Source organism: Bifidobacterium sp. ESL0775 (genome assembly GCF_029395475.1).
In the GTDB taxonomy this organism is placed as follows: domain Bacteria; phylum Actinomycetota; class Actinomycetes; order Actinomycetales; family Bifidobacteriaceae; genus Bifidobacterium.
On sequence record NZ_CP113917.1, the window covers coordinates 404,911 to 427,943 of the forward strand.

General features: G+C 52.3%; 17 protein-coding genes. 8 read left to right on the forward strand and 9 right to left on the reverse strand.

Annotation, left to right across the window (positions count from 1 at the left end; all coding sequences use genetic code 11):
- Positions 1 to 53: 53 nt before the first annotated feature.
- The 4 genes from OZX73_RS01255 to OZX73_RS01270 all read right to left on the reverse strand — a co-directional run bounded on the left by OZX73_RS01255 (position 54) and on the right by OZX73_RS01270 (position 7,181).
- On the reverse strand, positions 54 to 1,994 hold the full coding sequence (locus OZX73_RS01255; RefSeq protein ID WP_277149903.1) for a rhamnan synthesis F family protein: 1,941 nt from the start codon (positions 1,992 to 1,994) through the stop codon (positions 54 to 56).
- Between the two features lie 108 nt (positions 1,995 to 2,102).
- Positions 2,103 to 4,022 (reverse strand): rhamnan synthesis F family protein, encoded by a 1,920-nt coding sequence (locus OZX73_RS01260; protein ID WP_277150873.1) that lies wholly within the window; start codon positions 4,020 to 4,022, stop codon positions 2,103 to 2,105.
- Positions 4,023 to 4,264: 242 nt separating this feature from the next.
- The gene (locus OZX73_RS01265; protein ID WP_277149905.1) at positions 4,265 to 5,641 is read right to left on the reverse strand and encodes a DUF6056 family protein; all 1,377 of its coding nucleotides are present in this window, start codon (positions 5,639 to 5,641) and stop codon (positions 4,265 to 4,267) included.
- Positions 5,642 to 6,146: 505 nt separating this feature from the next.
- On the reverse strand, positions 6,147 to 7,181 hold the full coding sequence (locus tag OZX73_RS01270) for a glycosyltransferase family 2 protein (RefSeq protein WP_277149907.1): 1,035 nt from the start codon (positions 7,179 to 7,181) through the stop codon (positions 6,147 to 6,149).
- Between the two features lie 196 nt (positions 7,182 to 7,377).
- Between OZX73_RS01270 and OZX73_RS01275 the strand changes: the two genes are divergently transcribed.
- Positions 7,378 to 8,325, forward strand: a complete 948-nt coding sequence (locus OZX73_RS01275; protein WP_277149909.1) for a glycosyltransferase family 2 protein — start codon at positions 7,378 to 7,380, stop codon at positions 8,323 to 8,325.
- Between the two features lie 259 nt (positions 8,326 to 8,584).
- Here the strand turns inward: OZX73_RS01275 and OZX73_RS01280 are convergent, their stop codons facing one another.
- Complete coding sequence (locus OZX73_RS01280; RefSeq protein ID WP_277149911.1) at positions 8,585 to 9,700, reverse strand: glycosyltransferase family 2 protein; 1,116 nt, start codon at positions 9,698 to 9,700, stop codon at positions 8,585 to 8,587.
- A 142-nt stretch (positions 9,701 to 9,842) separates the two neighbouring features.
- On the reverse strand, positions 9,843 to 10,013 hold the full coding sequence (locus OZX73_RS01285) for a YjzC family protein (RefSeq protein ID WP_348519458.1): 171 nt from the start codon (positions 10,011 to 10,013) through the stop codon (positions 9,843 to 9,845).
- A 220-nt stretch (positions 10,014 to 10,233) separates the two neighbouring features.
- Between OZX73_RS01285 and OZX73_RS01290 the strand changes: the two genes are divergently transcribed.
- From OZX73_RS01290 to OZX73_RS01320, 7 genes are all read left to right on the forward strand, one after another.
- Entirely contained in the window at positions 10,234 to 11,295 is a 1,062-nt protein-coding gene (locus OZX73_RS01290) for an ATP-binding protein (RefSeq protein WP_277149913.1), read from the forward strand.
- Positions 11,288 to 13,585, forward strand: a complete 2,298-nt coding sequence (locus OZX73_RS01295; protein ID WP_277149915.1) for a S8 family peptidase — start codon at positions 11,288 to 11,290, stop codon at positions 13,583 to 13,585. Before OZX73_RS01290 ends, OZX73_RS01295 begins: the two co-directional genes overlap by 8 nt.
- Before the next feature lie 191 nt (positions 13,586 to 13,776).
- Positions 13,777 to 14,961, forward strand: a complete 1,185-nt coding sequence (gene mvk, locus OZX73_RS01300) for a mevalonate kinase (protein WP_277149917.1) — start codon at positions 13,777 to 13,779, stop codon at positions 14,959 to 14,961.
- Positions 14,962 to 15,199: 238 nt separating this feature from the next.
- Positions 15,200 to 16,174, forward strand: coding sequence for a diphosphomevalonate decarboxylase (gene mvaD, locus OZX73_RS01305; RefSeq protein ID WP_277149919.1), 975 nt, complete (start codon positions 15,200 to 15,202; stop codon positions 16,172 to 16,174).
- A gap of 209 nt (positions 16,175 to 16,383) precedes the next feature.
- Entirely contained in the window at positions 16,384 to 16,926 is a 543-nt protein-coding gene (locus OZX73_RS01310) for a GtrA family protein (RefSeq protein ID WP_277149921.1), read from the forward strand.
- A gap of 103 nt (positions 16,927 to 17,029) precedes the next feature.
- Complete coding sequence (locus OZX73_RS01315) at positions 17,030 to 17,701, forward strand: histidine phosphatase family protein (protein ID WP_277149923.1); 672 nt, start codon at positions 17,030 to 17,032, stop codon at positions 17,699 to 17,701.
- 154 nt (positions 17,702 to 17,855) lie between these two features.
- Positions 17,856 to 18,821, forward strand: a complete 966-nt coding sequence (locus tag OZX73_RS01320; protein WP_277149925.1) for a hypothetical protein — start codon at positions 17,856 to 17,858, stop codon at positions 18,819 to 18,821.
- Positions 18,822 to 18,956: 135 nt separating this feature from the next.
- Here OZX73_RS01320 and OZX73_RS01325 read toward each other — a convergent pair whose 3' ends face one another.
- From OZX73_RS01325 to OZX73_RS01335, 3 genes are all read right to left on the reverse strand, one after another.
- Positions 18,957 to 20,561, reverse strand: a complete 1,605-nt coding sequence (locus OZX73_RS01325) for a DUF805 domain-containing protein (protein ID WP_277149927.1) — start codon at positions 20,559 to 20,561, stop codon at positions 18,957 to 18,959.
- Between the two features lie 192 nt (positions 20,562 to 20,753).
- A complete protein-coding gene (locus tag OZX73_RS01330; RefSeq protein ID WP_277149929.1) occupies positions 20,754 to 21,569 on the reverse strand; it encodes an ABC transporter permease in 816 nt (271 codons plus the stop codon).
- A 145-nt stretch (positions 21,570 to 21,714) separates the two neighbouring features.
- Positions 21,715 to 22,893: an ABC transporter substrate-binding protein gene (locus OZX73_RS01335; RefSeq protein ID WP_277149932.1), complete on the reverse strand. Its 1,179-nt coding sequence runs from the start codon at positions 22,891 to 22,893 to the stop codon at positions 21,715 to 21,717.
- Between the last annotated feature and the right edge of the window lie 140 nt (positions 22,894 to 23,033).

Genomic DNA, 23,033 nt, shown 5'->3' on the forward strand with positions numbered 1-23,033 from the left:
AATCACGGGATGTTGAAGTCGCCGATGTAGATGCCTGTAGACGCCAAAGACAATCAGGCATCTTCTGTTTGGTTAGGCTCGTCCTCTTCATCCCCTCTCATCTTCTTGCGGATTCGCACCAGCAGTGGCCCAATCAGGGGGATGTGCTTGATGATGTTTTTGATGACGCGCAACAGTGTGTAGCGTAGACGCTTGCCTTTTTTGATCTTGTTTTTCGTGTCCTCGAGATCTCCACCAAGCCATACGTCACCGAATGCGCTGACGAGTTCACGTTGTTCGAATGCCAGGTTGGTGATTTCCATGCGGGCGAACCGGTCTGAAAGGATATAGGCCGGATAATAACCTTGCGCTTGGGCGACGTATGCATAAGAATGCACAATAAATTGATTCATCAGGTCTTTGAGCCTGATTGGCTCTTCAGGAAAGTCATCGTATGACCATTTGTGTTCCAAAAGCGGTTGTAGTGCCTTTGGACGGAACCAGGTCGCACCGGTCAATGGTGCGATGGCTTCCTTGTGGGAATCCAATGGCGGGATTTCCGGTCCCAGTATTTCTCTGAGCAGTTTTTTAGTTCCAACGATTGTTCCGTAAGGCCCGATGCCCCATGTGTAGCTGAAGCTTGGGAAATAGTAAGCTTCGTTTTGCAAGGTCGGCATGGCGATGCCAAGGCGGGGATTGCTCTCGAAAAGATGGATGACGTTTTCGACGTACTCTTTGGTCACAAGGGTATTGTCAAACGATTTGGAATAAAAACCGTAACCAACATTCTGCGGGGAGATTGTCGTGAGTTTCTTGTCATGTATACAGCAAACATAGTCATATTTGAGAAGATCTTTGCCAACGTTGACGAGCAGGGCGCTTACGTCGCGCCCGCGGTTTTTGACCATGCGGATATCGATGTTGTAGTCGAAAAGGTATCTGTCGCAATAACTGCGGGCAATCGCGGCTTTTTCCTCTGAGGCGACAGTGAGGATGACATCAGTGCCTTTGGGCATCGAAGAAACATACGACAGGCTTCGTTCAATGCTGTTTTTGTAGTAAAGGTGCATGACGAGTGCGATGCGCTTGCCTTCTGGCAATGGTGTGCCAATACTTTGTGGGAGGACAAAGTCGAGGTGGAGGTTTTTGACCAGATCGGCGAGGTTCATGGTCCGCAGGGCGTTTTGCCAGATCAAATCAGTGTCATAGCTGGTCTGATCGCGCAGATATTCATAAAGGTCGAGAACGTTATTGCCCGCCGCTTGGATGAGCTGGTCGTCGTAATGATGGAAGAACGAGCGACGCTTGAAAATCGGGCAGCGCTTTTCGGCGATGAGCTTGGGCGTGAAGAACATGATGGGGCCATAAGTCAAATCGTCAAGGTCGTCGGTGTTGACGTAGACGTCCCATTTGAAGCCTTTGTCGGCGAAACGTTTGGTGAATAGGCTTTCGTGCAGGCCTACGGAGTCGTCGTAGTTTCTAATTTCGGGAATATGATCCCAGTAGTTCTGAAATGCCTCGCTTTTCACCAAGCTGTGACGGTAGGCATGGAAATGGGACTGAATATGCTCGGGAAGGTAGCCATAAGGGCTGCGGCCAAACGGGTCTTTTTCGACTTTGTTGTATTTGGTGATGCCCCAGAAATCGAGATCACGCTGGTCCATCGCCTCGAACATTTCGGAGAACGGGTAAACCGGGCCCATGATGGTGTGGTTGAAGAGGCAGATTTCGTCGAACTTTTCGAGTTTTTCCCAGCCGTATGAGTCGAGTGCGGTTTTGTAGGCCCAGACGTCGAAGCCCTTGTTCTCGCGTACGATGAGTTTGTCCTCATCGGTGTAGTGCAGGAGCTTGGCGCGGCCCTCGTCGGTCAGCTTGCCGTTGACGACGATGGTGAGCTCGGAGAAGAATGGCTTGAAGCCATAGAGAAGTGTCGTGACATAGTCGTCCACGACTCCGTCTTTATCGTAGAAGAAGAAGATTCCCAGACGTTTTACGTCCTTCTCGCTCAATATCATGCGGTTGAATCACTTTCTTTAAAGAGAATGCCCTTATCCGTACCTGCAAATGCAAATCCTATAAAAACGTGCGGAAATCATGGTTTGAGGCAGGACAGGACTTAGTGCTTATTTGTTTGTTTTGGCGGGCTTCGTCTTTCTGCTGACAACCCATTTTCTGTGCAGGCCCACGAGGAAAGCTCCGAGGAATGGTATGCGCTTGATGGCGCTTTTCCCAGAACGTACCGCCTTGTATGTGGCGCCTTTTCCGTTGATGACGTTTTCCTTAGTCACCTCGACATTGCGCCCCAACCACTTGTCGCTGATGGCTCTGACAAGCTCGCGTTCCTCGAAGGAGAGGTTGGTGATTTCGATGCGTGCAAATCGGTCCGAGAAAATGTAGGCCGGGAAGTATCCGTTTGCCTGGGCCACGTAGGCATACGCCCGTTCGATGTAATGAAGTAGCGAGGCATCGGTTTTGTTAGGTTCCGGCGGAAAATCCTCGTATTTCCAGCCGTGGTCAAGTAGGCCGCGCAAGGCCTCCGGGCGGAACCAGAACATCGTGCCCAATGGTGCGACGGCTTCGGTTTTTTCATCCAGTGGCACCTGCATGTTCAAGGTGTCTTTCAGGAATGACTTGGTACCTTCAAAATCAAGCCCCCAATTGAGGGTATAAGGCGCAAAATAGTCGCCATGGTTCGGAGGTGTGGGCATGGCAATGCCCAGCCGCGGGTTGGTTTCGAAGAGATGGATGACGTTCTGCACGTATTCTTTGGTGGCGAGATTGTTCTCAAAGCATTTGTAACGGAAGCCGTCGCCGATCGATTGCGGTTGCACCTGCGTGACTTTTTTGTCATGCATGCTGCAGACGTAATCATAGTTGAAGAGGTCTTTGCCGGCCCCGACAAGGAGGGCGCTCACATCGCGTCCACGGTTTTGGATGACTCGGATGTCGATATGATAGGGCATTTCGTGGGCGTCGCACCATTCGCGCACGATTTTTGCCTTTTCCTCTGAACCGACAGTCAGAATCAAGTCGCTTCCCTTGGGCATTGAAAGAGCGTATTGCATCGTCTGATCGAGAAGGTCCATGTAATAAAGGTGCATGACGAGTGCGATGTGTTTGCCTTGTGGCAATGGTGTGCCGATGCTTTGTGGGAGGACGAAGTCGAGGTGAAGGTTTTTGACCAGGTCGGCGAGGTTCATGGTGCGCAGGGCGTTTTGCCAGATCAGATCAGCGTCATAGTCCGTGTGGTCACGCAGGTATTCGAAAAGATCGAGCGCGTTGTTTCCCACGGATTGCGTCATGCTGTCGCCATAGGGGTGGAAGAACGAGCGACGCTTGAAAATCGGGCAACGCTTCCGCGCCACCAGTTCTTTAGCCGCAAAAGTGATGGGGCCATAAGTGAAGCCTTCAAGGTCGTCCGTGTTGACGTAGACGTCCCATTTGAAGCCTTTGTCTGCGAAACGTTTGGTGAACAGGCTTTCATGCATGCCTACAGAGTCGTTGTAATCATTGATTTCCGGCAGATGATCCCAGTAATTTTGAAATGCGTTGCTCTCCACAAGGCTTCTTCGGTATGCGTGGAAGTGCGATTGGATATGCTCCGGCAGATAGCCATATGGGCTATGTCCAAATGGGTCGTAAGGAACTTTATGAAACTTGGTGATACCCCAGAAGTCCAGGTCGCGCTGATCCATCGCCTCGAACATTTCGGAGAAGGGATAGACCGGGCCCATGATAGTGGAGTTAAAAAGGCAGATTTCGTCGAATTTGGTGAGTTTTTCCCAGCCGTATGAGTCGAGTGCGGTTTTGTAGGCCCACACATCGAAGCCCTTGTTCTCGCGTACGATGAGTTTGTCTTCATCGGTGTAGTGCAGGAGTTTGGCGCGTCCTTCATCGGTCAGTTTGCCGTTGACCACGATGGTCATCTCGGAGAAGAATGGCTTGAAACCTTCAAGCAAGGTAGGAACGTAGTCGTCGACTACTCCGTCTTTGTCATAGAAGAAGAAAATTCCGAGGCGGTTTACGCTTGATTCTGATAGCATCATGTGACGAATATTCTTTCTTTTCATTCAAGACCCAGCAAATAAGTCAACTATACATTGAAGCCATGGAAGAACAGAAGGGGAAAATTCCCGTTTTCTCGGATTGCCTCTGTTTCTTGTCCATGAGAACGTAGACATCTCCCGTCCTTTTCCTCTTCGTCCAATACCGTTGACTCTCTTCATAAGCGGCTTGCTGTTTTAGAAACGGGGCAGGAACGACAGGCTAGCGGAACAAACTTTACTCAAGTAAACAAACCGAGTCGGAATCCTTGGCTTACAACTCGGTGGAGATAGCCGAATAGATTCAGAATTGCCGGGATATAAACGGCAATATACACAATCCTATTTTTAAATTGTTGTTGTACCAGAGCTATAAGAATGACTATCAATATAGACGAAACATACATTGTCCGTATGCCAGAGGCATAAATCGTCGGCGAGAAGAACATTATGGCGCCAGAGCACACTGAGGCCAATACCAGGAACAGGGCAGTAAACTTTCGCTCCATGAATCGCAACAGGAGAGTCATAATACAGACCGCAAAGACCGTCCAGAAAAGATAAGGGTAGAGGAACGCCAAGGCTGATCTCTGATTGGAATATGGTCTAAAGACAAATACTGAGGCATAATTCATCTTGGAATCGGCGCTAAGAACGATAAGTTGCCCGAAAACAATTACCAATAATGTATAATCACATGTCTCTAAACCATTTTTTTTGTTTACCGCCAGATCAGTCGAAGAATCATGTCCTCGTTTCATGACGATTGAAACGAGAATCGTCAACGCCAAAAACAGGAAAAGAGCAAGCATGTAATTGGTGGCTTCTCCGTATTCCCAAATTATTCCTCGATATATTTTCTTATACATTGGCAAATGTGTATATTCAGGATACCAGAACGAGGCTTCGTGCCCTGAACGGTAGCGTGAGCCTGGTGAAAGACGATTAATGATTAAACCTATTCCCCCAGCGCATGCTGTTGCAAGGACCCACCAATTCAAGGTTCGTTTTTGACGATAAACATAAATCAGAGAAATCACACCGAAAGCGATAATACAAGGAGCCAGTTGTTCGACTCCTAAAGCTCCGAATATTGCGGCTATGACACAAAGAATCTTATATCGAGTTTGCCGTCCACAAACGGCATCGCTCAATAGAATGCAGGCGAAAACAGCCAATGCGGTAGGCCATAAATACACCACGGATCCTGCAAGCCAGAAGGTAGAGCTGAGTATCATCTCGGGATGAAGCAACCAATATAATGCAAAAACAAAGAGAATGTCGCTTGCATGAAAATTCTGGAACACGATGCGTGCAATGCTGTATATGAGCAAGGTGAGAAATAGGGCGTCGCAAAAGCGCCAAACTATTTGAGGCAGAGGAACGACTACAGCAGCGACCGCATCCGAAAAAACTCTTCCAGACCACGTTTCATATCGGCGAACTAGCCATTGGAGCCCACTCATCTTAGATAGTTCGCGAGCGTATAGCGCGTCATCGCCCGAAATCCTTGTGGCAAACAAAGAAACTAAAAAAGTTATTAACCAGCAAGCAAATAAAGATGCAGCTCGCTTAAACCCATCTTTTTCGGTGGCTTTTTTGATTTGTTGAAGATCCAACAATCATCCTTTCGGTATCTGCAAAACAAAGAGTGCATGTTACGAACCAGCTTCACTATATGCTAGCACCTATCTAGCTGTTCTTGAGTTTGGACGGTTTTGATGAGGAAGGTGCCATTTAACGCAAGCACAATCAGAGATTATGAAATATGCCTTTATCCTTTTTGAAGGATTAAAGGCATATATGGAATCAGAACGATGACTGATAATAAGGAATATCGTCATCTCCCACCTGTTGATGGAGGGATAGTAATCCGCTTCCATCTTTGATTTATGGAACCAAGCAAGAAGGATACCCCTATACCTGAGTTTTATCGTTTAATACCGTTATTCGGACGACAATGCCCATCACGATGAAAAGCGATTTAGAGCCCAAATTGGCTGAGTATTTTCAGTGGTTTCCGGCTTGTGTATTTTGTAGCTGTGCAGATAATTGATCGGATGGAATCGCATAAGAGTGTTGGTTTCGCTTAAATCCATCGTCGTTATTTTTTGTGTTTGGGTTTTAAACTTCTTCCTCAATAATATACCGTGGTCGAGCTTTCACTTCCAAATAGATACGACCGATATATTCGCCAACGACTCCCAATGCCACAAGGATGAGGCCTCCGATAATCCACAACGAACACATTAATGAAGTCCAGCCGGCTTGTGCGTGCCCATTGGACAAAGACAGAAGAGTGTAAATCAAAATAATAATGCCGACGATAACGGAAACCCCACCTATCACCGTGATCATGTGTAACGGCTTGACTGAAAATGAGGTCACACCCTCGATGGCGAATGAAAGCATTTTATGTAACGGGTATTTGGACTCGCCTGCCACCCGCTTGTTGCGTTTGTAATACACTTTCGCGGTTTTGAAGCCGAGGGACGGAACGATGCCACGCAGAAAAAGGTTAACTTCAGTGTATTGTGACAAAGCGGCTAAAGCGGCTTTCCCCATTAACCGGTAATCGGCATGATCGGGAATGGTCTCAGTGCCTAGCCAATGCATTAATTTATAGAAGGCGTGCGCCGTTCCTCGTTTAAAAACGGTGTCTGTGTCTCGGTTGTCGCGTACGCCAAACACTATTTCGGCGCCATTCCGATATTCAGCTACCATTCCATCGATAGCATTGGGATCGTCCTGTAAATCGGCGTCCATTGATATTGCGGCGTCCGCTCCAAGCTGGCGAGCGTACATTAAACCAGCATAAAGCGCATTTTGATGACCCCGGTTGTGGGAGAACTTTAGGCCGTGGAAAACGCCTTCGTGTGTTTTGTGAAGTGTGAAAATCTCCTGCCACGTTTTGTCCGAAGAACCATCATCTATAAAAATGGCAAAACTATCATTTGCAATTTCTTGTTTGTCTTTAAGGCTCTCCAGCTTCTCGTATACGACATTGGATGTTGTTTTAAGCGCCTCTTCCTCGTTGTAGCAGGGGATGACTAAGGCGATACGTGGAGTTTTAAGTTGAGGCAGTTTCGACTGAATAGATGACAGCTGCTCAATTGCTGGCTTGCTATCCGTCGAATCAGAAGCTTTTCTTTCGTTCATAGTTTACAGTATATAGCCAACGCAGAGGCACGGCTCGGGTCCAAGAAATGTGTTGTTGATAAGATGCTTTAAGCGGAATTTGCGAACTGTTTTTGATAAGCCCGAGTTCTATTGAGAACTCGGAAGAATAGTATGGCATTAGTTCGTGTGTAATATTGGAGAGATGGGGACATGAATCAGAAACGTTGGTGAACAGATGCGTATAGCGGCGGGGATGGTGACGTTTAACCCCTCTTTGGGCGATTTGCGGGGGAGCGTGCCTGCGTTGCTGAAGCAGGTCGAGGCGCTGGTGGTCGTCGACAATGGGTCGGGCAATGCGGATGATGTCGCTGCCTTTGTTGGCAGATATCCGCAGGTGACGCTGCTGCGCAACGGCAAGAATCTTGGCGTCGCCTCGGCGCTCAATCGGATTTTCGAGTGGGCGGAAAAAGCCGGGTTCGACTGGGTGCTTACGCTGGATGACGATTCCGAGATTCCCGACGGGATGATCGACGGGTATCGGAAGTGTCTCGAGGATTGGAGTGGCGCGGCGGCTGTTGAACATAAACGGCTGAACGATTCTGGTGACGTTGCAGACCCGGCCAATTCAGGAAATGGTCGCAAGCATGGTGCCGATACCAAAAAACCACCGCGAGTCGGCATCGTCTGCCCGCTGCTGGTCAATCGCAAGGACGGCACCGTCTTTCATAGCAAGCGCAACGAAAGCGAATGTATTACGTCCGGTAGTCTGACCAATGTCGTTGCATGGCGCGCGATCGGCGGGTTCGACGATTGGCTGTTCATCGATGGCGTCGATTTTGATTTCTCGCGTCGGCTGGTGGCCGCGGGATATCCGATCGTCGAATGCAAGGCCGTGCTCATGCCGCACCAGATTGGCGAAAGCCGGACGGTCAACCTCGGCTTCAAGCACCCGATCGCGTGGAACCACGCGCCGTTCCGCTGGTACTACATCGAACGCAACGCCTTATACGTCGACAAAAAACTCGGCACGTATTCCTGGCCGTGTTCGGTGGCGCGAATCGCCCAGGACATGCTCATCGTCCTGCTCTTCGAGCGCGACAAAGGCAAGAAAATCGGCGCGATGCTCCGCGGCTGGCGTGCCGGCAAGCGCAAGATTCGCGAGATGAGCAACAGAACGAAATGAACGTGTCGGCTGCAACGGTTAGCGTGCTTCTGTCGCGCGGGTTATTGCGTGCATGCGAACAGAGTTTCCACCTTGATTACCTTTATATATAGTCGTATCGGTTTGTTAGACAACGCAGTGTATTCCTACGAAGGTGAGAGAGCCTTGTGGACAGAAACGGTCTAGGCAGGAATGAAGTTAACTCCATTTAGTGAGTTATTTCAATTATCTCTATGCATAGACGGCCAAGGCCGAAGCGGAGTTAACACCGCCCTACGAGTCACTTCATGTTCTTGATCTCGCGGTCGTAGACGAACTTTTCGGCTAGGCGGATGGTGCGGAGAGTGGCACATTCCAGACGCTGGAGGGGGCCGAGCTGTTGCAGGACCTTTGCGGTTTGTGCATTGTCGGTTTTTGCCGTATCAAGTGTTTGCGCGATTTTCTTTTCTGGAGTCGAGACAGTGGTTTTATCGGCGGTTTCGCCGGAATTGCCGGAATCGCTGCTATCGAGGCTTGTTGATTCCAGCTTCGCGGCCTGTCGCTCGTATTTGTTGTTGCTGACCAGCGTGTAGTAGCTGCGCGCGGGAAGCACACCGTGTTCGCGGCAGATGTCCATGTTCTTGAGCGACGCGGCGACGTGGTCGTGGTAGAACGAGGCGCTGCGCATGTTGTGGGTCACCGAGTCCGGGCGCTGCAGCCAGTTGTAAAGGTTGACGTCGATGTCGGCCACGGTGTTCATCCGCGCGTATAGCTTACAAGCGGCGGCGGTGTCCTGCGCGTAGACGCCTTCGGGGAAGCGGATGCCGTCCCATAGCTCGCAACGGTAAAGGCGGCACCAGTTGGCCTCGTTGAAGTATTTTGTTTCGGTGCTAAAGCCGAGTGCCGAGCCAAGCAAACGCAACGATTTGCAGAATACCGTCTGGTAGGCGTGGAGCGGGTGCGCGAACACCGCGGTCTTGGCCGGATTGGGAGCGCCTTGTTGTGCTTCGGTAGCTACCTCTTCGAGCTGTGAGACACCGAATTGGCGCCAACGGGCCTTACTCATATCCGCTCCGGTGGAAACCAGCGCGTGCAGCAACAGCTCGATGTTGCGCCGGTCGAGGATGTCGTCGTTATCCGAGAACGCGATATAGTCGCCGCGCGCCGTGTCGAGCCCGGCGTTCTGCGCTTTGCCGATGCCACCGTTGGCCTGGTGGATCACCTTCACCCGCTGGTCGGCGCTCGCGTATTCGTCGCAGAGTCCCGCCGATCCATCGGTCGAGCCGTCGTCGATGAGGATGACCTCAAGGTTGCGATAGCTCTGTCCCAAAATCGAATCCACGCAATAATGCAGGTAATCGGCCGCGTTGTACACGGGCACGATGATGGAAACAAGCGGTTCGGCAGTGTCAGTCATGCCTACCAGTGTAAATGGAGGCTCGGGCATGGAGAGGTGGGTAACTAATATTTGAATTTTGTTTTTTTAGTATTAAAAATAAAGGCTATGGTTCAACGCCGTTAATGGGGTTGACCACAGCCAGCTCATTTAAGAATAATGGTTATCGATGTTCCCAACGGTGACCTTGTTCTTGAGTAGGAGGAAGCCTATCACCCGGATCGATGTGAACGATTCGAGGATTGGGGACATTCCCGCCTCGTGGTCCCACTTCTATATAAGAACCGTTGGGAAGATTATCTTCTCCCGGTTTGTGTAAATTATTGCTCATCATTCTTCTCCTTCGTGAGAATAAAATACTTTGAGTTTACTTGTTGTTGAATAATTAGAGAGCATTGTGAAAACTACTCTAGACGGCTTCACTGCAATGCAGTAGCTTATTGATATTTCATATTGTATATCTTGGGACAGAAAAAGAAAAATTGAGAATTATTTTTAAAAAATGTCATTGTCTCAATGTAACTTAGTTTTATTAGTTACCTGAGGACGGTGTTATGAAAAAGCGTGATGTACTGAATCTTATACGGTACTATTCTGAGCACAACGATGCTGCGTTCCGTAATGAAGCTTATGGCATCGCGAAGGATTTTGATCGTTCTGGTGACACGGAGTTGGCTGAATATGTGCTTGCTCTGCTCTCTGATAACAACACATTTGTCCCACAATCATCGCAGGCTGTCCATTCCGAATTTTTGCATAAAGAGCTGGTTTCTCAACCTTCTTTGCCTTTACCGGAACGAATCATGAAGGATCTTCAAGGGGTATTGAACGCTATAGGCCATAATGCCGGTGTCAATAGATTCCTTTTCTATGGCCCTGCCGGTACGGGTAAGACGGAAAGCGTCAAGCAGCTTTCTACGATATTGCAGCGTGAGTTATATACGGTTGATTTCAATGTATTGATTGACAGTAAGCTGGGGCAGACATCTAAAAACATCGCAAACTTGTTCGCTGAGATGAACAGTTTCACTCATCCTGAGCAGGTTGTGGTGTTATTTGATGAGATTGATGCACTCGCCATGGATCGAGTGGACTCTCATGATGTGCGAGAGATGGGCCGTGCCACCTCGGCTTTATTGAAAGGTTTGGATTCATTATCTGACGGTAAATTAGTTTTATTCGCTACGACGAACCTTTTTGACCGGTTCGATAAGGCGTTGGTACGCCGTTTTGATGCCACAATCAATTTTGGAAAATATTCTCAAAAAGACTTGGCTGAAGTTGCAAGTTCTTTGATGAACGGTTATGCGGAGCAATTCTCATTTGTGAATAGGGACATGCGTTTATTTAATAAGATTATCGGACTTATGGGAAAAATTCCATATCCCGGAGAACTCAAAAACATGATCCGTTCCTCTATTGCCTTCAGTTCACCAGGAGATGGGAACGACTATCTTCGAAGGCTCTATGTTGTTGCGATACCGGATGGTGAACGTAAAATCAAAGACGTGTCGTTGCTTGATGCCCAAGGTTTTACCCTGAGAGAGATTGAGATTCTTAGTGGTGTTTCGAAGAGCACGGCCTCCCGCGAACTGAAAGGAAAGTCTCATGAATAATGTACTTCAGCTCAAGGGTGAGTTTCAGTCGAAGGCGGCTCCTAAGAATAGAGGACCTTTGACATTGCCTGCAGGGTCGAAGGTCACGAAGCTGGAAGTAACCGCACTTCGAGATGATCTGAATAAGGTTATTAAATTTTGGAAAAATGAGAAACGCGTTGCAATCAATGCATTGGTTGAAGTTCATTACAATACCGTAATTGCGAAAAGCAACAGAATCCGTAGACTTCTGGCAGAGAACGGGACTGACTCCAGTAACACCATCGTTGGTGCCAGGTTTGAAGATGCGAATACACGGCATCCCAAACACGTAATTACTCATTATGTTTCACGTGCAACTCTGCAGAAAACCAGCAATGAACTATTGCAATGTGCTCAGATTCTAGGTGAGATTGGTGGCTCGATTGATAGCGATGGGCTAAAACGAATCGTTAATCCCAAGAACGCTTTTCCGCTCGGGCGTAAATTTAATCTAGGGAAAACCGTATTTGCGCAAATCTTGCGTGATGTACATTATGTTCGTTGTTTCTCTGTGCCTCAAGGAGGGTATGAAGGTGATACGCAATATTCAGAAGAAAAAGAAAATAAGAATTCGAGGCTGATAACTTTTTACGATATCAAGCAAGATGCTCGAGATCTTTTAAGACAGCTAGGTATTGATGTATTAAAGGCTGAGACAATTGATCGGATTACTGTACGGTTGAATGCCGATCAATACCATCAGCTTATGAATGAAGCGCCATATTTGGTTGCGATAAAGATGCCAGATATGTCGCAACTTATTTATGAGCCTCATGGAGAGGGCAGTAGGGATACGCGGCGTATTCCCAGCCCTGGTAATGAGCCGATCGTCGGCGTCATTGATTTTGGCTTTGATTCCAGTGTTTATTTTTCGGACTGGGTGGACTATCACGACGAGGTGGATCCAGAGATCCGTGCAGGTCACGAGTCAATCAAAGATTTTGCCCATGGTACTGAAGTGACATCTTTGATTGTGGACGGACCATCCTTAAATCCTGAATTGGATGATGGTTGCGGAAGATTCAGAGTGTGCCATTTTGCCGTGGCCGTAGATGGTAAAAACAGTATTTTTACCATGTACCGGAAGATTCAATCAATCGTTAAAAACAATCAAAATATCAAGGTGTGGAATCTTAGTCTGGGTTCAGAAGATCCTATTTTTTCTAATGCTATATCCTCTGTTGCCTCGTTGCTTGATGAATTGCAGCACAAATATGATGTTCTTTTCGTCGTTGCTGGGACAAACAAAAAACGTAGTGAAAAAGAGATGATAAAGCCCATAGGTTCTCCCGCAGATTCCATCAATTCAGTTGTCATAAATGCGGTTACTAAACTTGGTAAGTCAGCGTCCTATACCCGCGTAGGGCCTGTGCTTTCATTCTTCAGGAAACCTGATATCGCTTATTTTGGTGGAGACGATGAGGAACCGATGTGGGTCTACGGCCCTAACGGAATTACTCCGGAAGGTGGTACTTCCTTTGCCGCTCCGTGGATTGCTCGGAAGCTGGCATACCTGATTGGAATAATGGGGTTAACTAGAGAAACGGCAAAGGCTCTACTGATTGACGCAGCTGCAGGGTGGCAGCCAAGTGGCAAGGATGGCAAGAAAATTGGCTATGGGATTGTTCCGCGACGGATTGAGGATATCCTCAAGACTCCTGATGACGAAATTCGTTTTGTGTTCCACGGTATCGTCAATGATTTCGAGACATACAATTATCGGATTCCTGTTCCGATGAATAAAAACAAGTATCAATATACTGCGCGGGCAACTTTATGTTATTTTCCTGAATGTCAGCGTTCACAAGGAGTTGATTATACCGATACGGAGCTGGATTTCTATTTTGGGCGAATGGATGGCAAGGGTGTACGTTCACTTGAGAAAAATGAACAAGATTCAGAGGAAGCATTTACATTTGAGGGCGATGCTCGAAAGCTGAATCGAAAATGGGATAATGTCAAACACTTATCCGATGTTCCCAAAAGTATATTTATTCCCAGAAGTACTTTCGGACAACGATTTTGGGGTTTCAAAATCCGTAAGATTGAACGGAGCAATACACAAAAAGGGAAAGGTCTTCATTTTAGTGTGGTGGTTACGCTCCGTGAGATGGAAGGTAAGAATCGTATCGATGAGTTCAAACAGCGTTGCCAAGCAAGTGGTTGGGACTTTACGGAACTTAATATGAAGAGAATGATTGATGTATATCAGGCTGCTGATGTTGACATTGATTTTGTCGAAGATGTTCACGGTGATGCTGATGTTTAATATTTAGTAATGAGGCATGAAGATTCTGTGAAGGTGAGTTATTTCCATAATCTTTTTGGCGTCTTCTCAATTTCTTTACGTGCGTTCGCGCAGAGTTCACAATTCGATTTCTACACTCGGGAAGTGTTGACTTAGGAATTCTGGCGGCGAATGGATGCCGCAATTGTTTGCGCGCGGGCGCACGAAAGGTGATGGCTCAGATGGTGCACATGGGGTATGGTGAGACCTGGGCGAAGGTCATTCTCATGGGCGAGCATTCCGTGGTTTACGGGTATCCTGCCGTCGCGGCGCCGTTGCTTTCGCTGAAGATGCGGGCGTGGGTCACGCCGGTTTCGCGGACGCAGGGTGACATCAAAAATGGCTTTGACACTGTGAAAAAGCGGAATCAAGCCGTCATGGATTCCAAGGCCCCGCAAACCGTCATCAGCGATTTTCGCCATTCCATCGATGATTCATCGTCTTCGCTTCAAGAGCAGGCATCGTTCGCCTCTTCTTCCAAACCGCGAGTAGGGACGCTCAAAGCTCTGAACTATGAAGGTTCGCTTTCCGACGCGGGAAGCCGGTTCGGCGGGCTGGAGCGTGCGGTCAAGGTCGCGACGGAATTCGCCGGATATCCGAGGCTCGCGTTCGATGTGGTCACGGACAGCTCATTCCCGGCGGGTCGCGGCATGGGGTCGTCGGCCGCCAGCGCGGGCGCGGTGATCCGCGCGATTCTCGACGCTTGCGATGTCAAGACAAGCGAGCGGCAGATTCTGAAGCTTACCAACGAGGCCGAGGTCATCACCCACGGCAACCCGTCGGGCCTTGACGCGGCGACGACGTGCTCGCGCGATTTGGTCGCCTTTGAGTCCGGCGAGATGCAGAAGATGAGCGTTGACATGCCGGCTTACCTGGTCATCGCGGATTCCGGCATCGCCGGCAGCACGCGCGAGGCCGTGGGCAATGTCCATAAAGAGGACGAGCGGGATCATGCGCATGTCAAGTCCATCATGGATGAGCTCGGCGAGTTGGCGCGCGCCTCCGAAACCGATCTTGAGTTGGGCACGGTCGCGATGCTCGGCAAGCGGATGAACCTGGCGCATGGGCTGCTCAACGAGCTCAATGTCAGCCATCCTCTCGTCAATCATCTGGTCCAAGCGGCGCGTGCGGCGGGCGCGAGCGGCGCGAAAATGACCGGTGGCGGCTTGGGCGGATGCCTGATCGCGTTGGCCGCCGATGCGCAGACCGCCAAGAACATCAAACGGACGTTGCTTCAAGAAGGTGCTCGCGAGGTTTGGATTCATTCGCTCGCTGGTGCCGAGAACGAGGATTCGCGCCGTCATGCGATCGATACGCGTTATGCCGATCGAGGCAGATCGTTCGTCGCGGCCCAATAGATTTCATCCAGAATTCTGAGGGTTTGGTGGATAGTGGCGGTTTTGCATAGTCTGGCGTGACGAGGCGCGATAGACTCGTGAAATTGTGAAGGTCGGTATATCGAACATGGCGGAAACGCGGGAGTCGCGGCGAACGGGGGATGTCGCCTCGAAGCCTGCGTGTACCCACGATATCGTTTCCGGGCAAACTGATATATCATTCGGGAAGAAGTCGAAGCCTGATAATCGTAATGCAAATGTGGCCACGGCCGTCGCCAACGCCAACATCGCGCTGATCAAATACTGGGGCAAGGCCGACGAACGCTTGATTATCCCGCGGGCTTCGAGCCTTTCGTTGACCCTTGACGGACTTTCCACGCGCACCAAAGTCGAGTTCATGGAATCCGATTCTCAATTCATCGCGGATTCTTTGACCATCGATGGTCAGGCGCAACAGGGGGCGGCGCTGAGCCGTGTCTCGAAATTCCTTGATATCGTGCGCGACAAGGCCGGTATCGACTCGCCCGCCCGCGTGACTTCGGCCAACACCGTACCGTTCGGGGCTGGGCTGGCCAGTTCGGCATCCGCGTTCGCGGCGCTCGCGGCGGCGGCTTCCAAGGCCGCCGGGCTTGATTTGAGCCCGCGCGATCTGTCCCGTCTGGCTCGTCGTGGTTCGGGCTCGGCCTGCCGTTCGGTTTTCGGCGGGTTGGTGAAATGGAACGCGGGACATGACGACGAAAGCTCCTACGCGGAGCCGGTGGATTGTGGCAATATGGATCTGGCCATTATCGTCGTGCTCATTTCCGGCGCGAAGAAACCGGTTTCCAGCCGTGAGGCCATGCGCCGCACCATCGCCACTTCGCCGCTTTACCGGGCGTGGATCGATTCCTGCGGGCAGGATCTGGACGATGCGCTCGCGGCGATTCGCGCGGATGACGTCCAACGCTTGGGTGAGATCACCGAGGCCAACGCGCTCGGCATGCACGCGGCGATGATGGCCTCGCGCCCCGCCGTGTTCTACTGGCTCCCGCAAACGGTCGCCGCGCTGAACGCCGTCGCCTCCATCCGTGAGACCGGTTTGGGTGCGTGGTCCACGATGGACGCCGGTCCGAATGTCAAGGTGCTCACCGATGGCCGCGACGCCGAGCATGTCGCCGACGAGTTGCGCAACCGCCTGCCGGACTGTGAGATTGCGGTGCATCGGCCAGGTTCCGGTGTGCGCTTTGAGGCATGACCGTCTCAGCTGTGTTAGCGGCAATCATCATAATCGTGAATGTATTACGTAATTTTTAATACGACGAACGAAAAAGATGTCTCCGTTGGCTCCCAACGCGGGTATTTCGCTTTCGATTACGGTTATTGACATGATTTCATGCGATGAATCAGTGGTAATTATGCATTTTCGTAGAACTTTGGCAGGCACGGGTAGTTAAATGGTCTCTTGTGAAAAAGCTTATTGAACAACTGGTGAAATTCGGCATCGTGGGTGTCATCGCCGCCGTCATCGATTTTGGCGTGCTGAATATCTTGGTGGCCGCCTTCCACATGAACAACGTCGTGGCGAGCACCATCTCGTTCCTGGTTTCGTTGGCGTTCAATTACTGGGCGAGCATGAAGTACGTCTTCAAGCGCCGCGCCGACATGGCCCGATGGATGGAAGGCTCGATTTTCCTCGCGGCCGCGGTCGTCGGGCTCGGCATCAATGACTTGATCATCTGGGCCAGCACGCTTGGCATGGTGGCCAACGCGGCCGTCGCCCAGCACGCGATGTATGTGTTGCGCACCAACATCGGCAAGATCGTGGCCACTGTGGTCGTCGCCATCTGGAACTTCATCATCCGAAAGTGGTTGCTCGACGACCGTTCCGAACAAAACGGCAAGGCGGCGACCGGTTCCACGACCTCAGCTTCGCCCCCCGAACGCAAGACCTTCGCCCAAAAGCTCGGCGAATGGTCGATCGCCCACACGCCCAAGGGTTGGCAGTAAGGTTAGAGTTATCGCGTGAGCCGCTGGTATCCTGTTACTTGTCATGCGGCATTTGCGATCCGTGATGTCCAGTATGAGTCATCAGTTAGTGTGAAAGGCCATTATGTCGTCAAGTGACCAGCAGACCACGTTGAATTTCGTCCGTCATGGCAAGGTCGAGAACCCGAACCACCTGCTCTATGAGCGCCTTCCCGGTTTCCATCTTTCGGCGTTGGGATTACGGATGGCGCAGGCCAGCGGGCGTTACATCGCGGCCGATCCCAGCATGAACCAGGCCGTGGCGCTGTATTCGTCGCCGTTGGACCGCACGCGCGAGACCGCCCAGGCGATTCTCGCCGAACTCAACCCGGTGCGCGCCTCTCGCGGCGAAGACGAGCTTTCCATCGAAACCGACCCACGGCTCATCGAGGCGGGCAACGAGTTCCGCGGTTTGCGTGTCGGTTATGGCAAGGCGGCGCTGTGGCGTCCGCGAAGCATCAAGCTGCTGCACAACCTTTGGCGGCCGAGCTGGGGGGAGAGCTACCAGCACATCGCCGCGCGCGTCAGCGATTTCACGCAGGAGGCCGTGCGCAACCATCCCGGGCAGCAGGTCATCATCGTCAGCCACGAGTCGCCGATCTGGAGTTATCGGCACATGCTGGAGGCCGGCCATCCTGAGCACAACATGTTGCTGCGCCACACCGCGCTCGCCTCGATCACCTCGATCACTTATGACAGCGCGACCGGCAAGATGCTCAAAATCGCCTATGTCGACCCGGCCAAGGATGTCGAATAGGTATAGATAGGTACGAGTAGGTGAAGGTAAACGGCTTCGGAATAATCTTGTGGAAGCTCACATTTTTAGCTGTATCTGCCTCGGCGTTGTGTGACCTCCTATGGATTACGATAGAGTGGGTATGGCAGTTGGCGGTAACGGCAAAGGAGCGAATATGGCGGTTGATATCGAGGGTGGCATCATCAAGGATGGTGAGTTGGCTCGTCTGGCTTTGATGCCTGAAGTGCGAGATGCGGCGCAGGCCGGCGTCGATCTGATCGCGCTTTGGCCGTTGGACACCGCGCAGAAGCTCAGCAACGACGCGAAATACGCCGAGGATCTGCAGGTTCTGGTCTGCAGGGCGGTGGCCGAGGTCATCACCGGTGAGGAAATCCCGATGGCCGATGCCGAATTCGTCTATGAAGGCGCGGTCGATATCCCCGGCCGTCCGCAATCGATGGTCGATGCGCTGATCGACGTCAACGATGCTTACGAGCAGATGGAAGACTATTCCCGCAACGGCGACACGACGCTCGTCATGGCGGGTGCCGGCGACCTCAATGTGGGTTGGGGCGAGAAAACGGTGAAGGCCGTGGCCGCCGCGCTTGAGGAGATCGAAGAGGCGGCGAGCAAGAGCGCCGTCAGCGCTTCGGCTGGCGAGGGCGATGACGATTCGACGCCGCATGGGCCGGACGTCGAGAGCGTGGCACAGCGCCTCGCGGTGGTCTTGGCCGCGATCAACGGGTTGTTTGGCCTGGTTGAAGACAACGCTGGCACTGCTACTGACGCCGAAGCGGCCGCACGCAACGCGACGCCGATCATGCTGTATATCAACGAACTGTGCGAGCGGATGTCGATTCCGCGCATGAACCTGACCAGCCAGCAGTTCAAGGACTTGGTGGCCAAATACCGTGAGGCGGCGGGTTCCGGTGACGGCGACGCAGCGCTGGTTGCCGTGGCCGAGTTTGTGGCCCCGCTGGCGAAGGCCGAGTGGGAGAAGCACCACAACGACGTCATCTACGATCCCGTCGCGGTGGCGAAGGCCGAAAAGGAAAAGGAAGAGAAGATCAAGAAAGCCAAGCTGGCCGAGAAGTTCAAGGACATTCCAGAGGGCAAGGACAAGCCGCCGGTGGAGCTCTAAAAGCCGGTAGCCGAACGGAGGTATCGCCGCATACGCTAAAGTAATACAAAATCTGCCTCGCCCATAAATCGTTCGGGCGAGGCGGATTTCATATATCATCACCGGCGGCGTTGCGCCGCAGGCTGGGTGGTTTATCTACTGTGCGTAGTTTCCACCATTGCCGGAGGCCGGCGGGAAGCCATTGTCGCCGGTATTGGTATTGATATCGGTATCGGCGGAGGGCTGCTCGCCAGCATAGTTCTGACTTTGGCTCGGTTCTTCCGCGGGTGCCGTATACGGGTTGTCGGCGGAATTTTGCGGCATGGATTGCGGCGGATACTGATTGCTTTGCTGCTGTTCGGCAGGTGGCATGTATTGCGCTGGTTGCGGCTCGGCCTGCTGTGCGTAGGGATTGTTCTCCGGCTGCGTGTACTGGGCGTTCATCGGAGCCTGCGGATTCGCGGAAGGGGTGTATGGAACGTTCGCTGGAACTTCGTCGAATCGCGCACCTTCGGGCTTGGGGCCCAGCACCATGAAAACGATCGCCACGATGAACGCCGCGAGATAGCAGAGCAACAGCAGGATGGCCGTGCCGACAATGCCCGCGCCCGCTCCGGCCCCGATATTTGGAGCGTATCTGCCGTTCGAACTGAGTGCGGCGCCGATGCTTATTCCCCCGGCGATGGCGGCGATGACGAAAAGAATCGTGCTGCCGATGACCAAACCAAAGGGCAGCATCAGCCACCAGCCGGATTTGTTGGAATCATGCAGGCGACGGATGGCGACGGCAATGCTGGGAATGAAAATGGCCAGCCCCCAAATGTTGTCGAGGAAACTGGAGTCATCGTGGAGGACGTGGTTGTCGATGATGAAGATGACCAGATTGACCAGGACGATGAACAAATAGGACCACCAGAACTCGCTGCGGCTCGCGCGGCCCGAGAACTTGACGTACTTGAGGAAGAAGCGCTTGACGGCCTCGATCGGCGGGCAGCCGTAGTACGGGACGTCCAGTGGCACGGTCAACGGTGCGGTGAAGGCGTTGGCGTTCGGGGCACCATAGTTTTGGTCGCCGTATGGCGGCTGGCCTGGCGCGGCTGACGGGAACGCGGGAGCGCCGCCTGGTTGCGCCGCGTTCTGGTACGCAGGCTGGTATTGGGTGCTCTGGTATTGGCCGTTCTGATACTGATTGTTCTGATACTGCTCGTTCTGGAATTGTTCGCTCTGGTACTGCTCGTTCTGCTGTGGGGCGTTTCCGGCGTCTTGCTCTGGAGCGTTGTATTGCGGAATCGCGTAGGCTTGTTGGTCTTGACTTGGCTGTTGGTCCTGACTCGGCTGCTGATCCTGACCTGGCTGCTGGGTCGGGCTGGCTTGCGAAATCGTATCAGCTTGCGGATTCACGTTCTCCTGGGGCGCGTTGTATTGCGGGACCGCTTCGGCCTGTGCCTCCACCGGGCTGGCTTGCGGAGTCGAGGTGAAGTCCTGCGAATCGGCGGAATACGTATTACCTGTGTATGGTGCGGCGTTCTGCGCAGGATTTTCTGGTTGCGTCGTTATCGGACTGGGCATGGGCGGCAGATCGGGCACGATCGGATTGTATGGCGTGGCGTTTTCTGGTTGCGTCGGTGTTGATGGCGTCGGGAAAGAGGCCTGCGGCGACGCGGCGAAATTATCGGAAGTGCTCGAAGGATTCTCGCCAGTATTCGCGCTCTGCGCAGGATTGGTGTAGCCCCCGTTGGTTTCCGGGTTGGTGTCGTTCATCGATTTCCTTTCGTTGAACGGATGTTCCTTAATACATGTTCCAATAACCGTGAATATCCGCGTAATTCAGTCCTATCGCGGATATGCGGCTTTCACATACGCTTTCAAGCTTAGCCGATAATGTCGGGACTAATCAACTTGGGACAGTATTATCAAACGATTTTGGACAGGCAATAACAGATGGTGCCTGATTCAGAGTTCACTGTCATCCAGCGATATCGCATCGTCCTCGTCGGCAGGGCCGAGCAGCAGGCGTTCGGTCAGTGAGACGAGTCCCAGGAGAATTCCGGTCAGCGTGACCACGACGATGGCGGCGGAGAAGATCATCGCCGTCTGGAAGGAATTGAATGCGCCCTGCAACCAGACGCCGAGGCCGTTGGTGGCGCCGAGATATTCCGCGGTAACGGCCGTGCCGAAGACGTAGGCGGCACTGATGCGGATGCCGGAAAAGATCTGACGGGCGGCAACGCGAAGTTTCACGTGGAACAACGTCCATGGCTTTGTCGCCCCGCAGGTCAGTGCCACATCCTGATAGAAACTTGGTACAGCGGCGAGGCCGCGTGAGGTGTCGACGGCGATGGAGAAGAGGCCGAAAATGGCCACGAGCGTGATCTTGCCGGCCGGGTTGAAGCCGAACCAGATCATGAACAGCGGCGCGATGGTGATGATGGGGATGGTTTGCGCGGCCACCAGCAGCGGGTAGATGGCGCGGTTGGCCGTTTTCGAGGCGTAAAGGCCGATACCGATGGCGATGCCGGTGATGACCGCAATAACGAATCCGGTCAACGCCTCACCGGTGGTCACGGCTGTTGCCGCCATCAGATCGGGCCAAGTGGCGATCATCGACGAGACGATGGCAACGGGGGAGGCGAGCGTGGTTTCGGAAACGAGGTGTGCGCTCGCCGCCACTTGCCAGACAACCAACACGGCTCCGATGGTGGCGGTCGGCGGCAACGCTTTGCGCCACCAGCTTTGGCGCTTGTTTCGCGTTTTCGTATCGTTTTGCATCAATTACCTCATTGGTATAAATACAAAGAAGTGAGTTTAAATCTAATGGAAATTATCTCCAGCAGATGCAACCGGAGTGCCGAAAGTTAGGGAAAACCTTGCGTTCACTTGGATTCCAACGTTTTCGGCACTCTCTCATTCGTAACTATTCCACATACTTGTTGGTCGAAAGCTCGGCGGCCTGGGGCGCGCGGGCGAGCTTTTTCTTGTGCGAATCGGTGTAGGTACCGGCGTTGTATTGGAAGTCGAGGTACTTCTGGCCGTCTTCGGTGTTGACGGTGGCCGTGAGCTTCTGGTCGGTCTTGCCGTTGGTCGTCTCGTCGTTCATGCCGTTGCCGCTCCAGTAACCTTCTTTGACGACTTTTTCCATCGAGGCGCGGGCGAGCTTTGGGTCGAGGTGTGAGGTCTTGGTCTGCGCCACGAGGATGTCGGCGGCCTTGTCGGGATTGACCAACGCGTAGTCGTATCCTCGGCGTGCGGCCTTGAGGAACTTCTTCAGATTGGCGACGTTCTGCGGATTCTTGAGCCACGAGTTCTTCACCGCGAAACCGAGCTGGTCGGGATTGCCGGGCACGCCCCACTTGTCAGCAGCGAAGCAGTTGAGCGCTGGTCCGTTGAGCTGCGATTCGACCTCTTCCCAATTGGCGTAGAACCCTGCAAAATCGCCTTTGCCGCTGGTCAGTGTGCGGAAGGTGTTGGTGCCGGCCGTCGCGGTTTTGAAATCACCGTCGCCGCCGGCGTAACGGATCATCTGACGCACCGAAGCGCTCTGCTCGGCCGAGCCGAAGGTGACGAAGATTTTGCCCGCGAAATCCTTGGGCGTTTTGATGTCAGCGCGGCTCTTCAAGCTGCACCAGCGTGCGATGGGCTTTTGCGTCAGATCGAAGACGAGCTTCAAATCGGCTCCATGCGCGTCGGCGTTGGCGAGATCGGTGAGTTTCGAGAATCCGATATTGGCCACGCCGTTTTCGACGCTCGTTTCAGCGCCGGCCTGGGTGGTCGGCAGGATCTTCACATTGACGCCGGCATCCTTGAAATAGCCAAGCTGCTGGGCGACGTACAGGCCGACATGGTTGGTGTTCGGCGTCCAGTCGAGCATGAAGGTCAGCGTCGGTTTGCCGTTGGGTCCTGCCGCGCTGCCGCTATTGGAACTATTTCCGCACGCGGCCAGCGAAAGTCCGAGTGCTGCGGTGCCGATAACTGCTGCGGCCTTGCGTAGCGTTTTGTGATAACCGTTGAAATTGGTTCTTGTATCGTTTCGGGAACTGCTGAATCGTTCGTTGCCCTTGAAAATCCGCGAAAACTGTGTCTTAATACCCACCATGAATCACCTTGTCTTCTTCTGCGGCCTGAGGCGACGCATGCGGAAAGGTGAGGAGTCCGCGCGACGAAACAAGCCGGTGCATCGAGTTGGGAATTGGTCTATGACCGTGGCATTGCGGATATGACTGGATTTACCTCGGT